We start from the raw sequence: 832 nt of genomic DNA on the forward strand, positions 1-832 counted from the left end.
CGCTACACGCCCCGGCCGCTGCTGCGCCGGCCCGGCATGGCGCCGCTGTGGCGGGCCTACCTCGCCCAGCGCGGCCGCAAGCGCCCGACGCTGCTGGGCAAGGTGGCCCGCAACTGGAAGGCCTTCCTCATGATGGAGGCCTACAACGACCCCTTCGCCTTCGTCATCCTGATGGCGCATCAGGAGGCGCTGGCCCTGGTCCTGGGCGACGCCGAGCCGGCGCCGCCCAAGCGGGTGTCGCCGGAGATCTCCACCATCCTCGCCCGCTGGCGTGCCGCCGGCCGCTGGCGCGATGCACCACCCTCACCGTGGCTGAAGGAGCGGGCGCGGGTCAGCGCCGGCACCCGCATCGACGAGGCCGGCAACCTGGTGATCCCCTTCCGCGACGCGAAAGGCCGCCTCCAGGGCCTGCGCCTGCTCAATGGCGCCGGCCGCCATCTGGACGTCGGCACCGTCGCCGGCCCCACCATGCACCTGATCGACCCGCGCCGGCAGATCGGCCCCGGCGCCGCCGTCATCGTCACCACCGACTATGAGGCCGCCGTCGCCATCCGCCGCGCCACGCGGGCGCCGGTGGTGGTGGCCTCTTCCGAGGCCGACGTGCCGGCGGTGATCGCCGCCCTCGACCGGCAGCATGGCGGCATCCGCCCCGTCCTCGCCGCCACCACGCCCGCGGTGACGGCGCCGGTGTCCTGCCCGCGCATCCTGCTGCCCGAGAAGCGACCGGGCCACGTCCTGCGCTCCCTCTTCGCCGCCGAACTGGGCGACCGCGCCATCGTCGCCTGGGACGCCACCACCGACTGGGCCAAACCGACCACCAGCCCGTGGCTGA

Annotated in this window: 1 pseudogene; it reads left to right on the forward strand. The window is 74.8% G+C overall.

Features of this window, described 5'->3' with window-relative positions:
* Positions 1 to 832 (forward strand): annotated as a pseudogene (locus ABD056_RS22760) (hypothetical protein); the annotation flags it as partial.

Source organism: Caenispirillum bisanense, assembly GCF_039523075.1.
Taxonomy (GTDB): domain Bacteria; phylum Pseudomonadota; class Alphaproteobacteria; order Rhodospirillales; family Rhodospirillaceae; genus Caenispirillum; species Caenispirillum bisanense.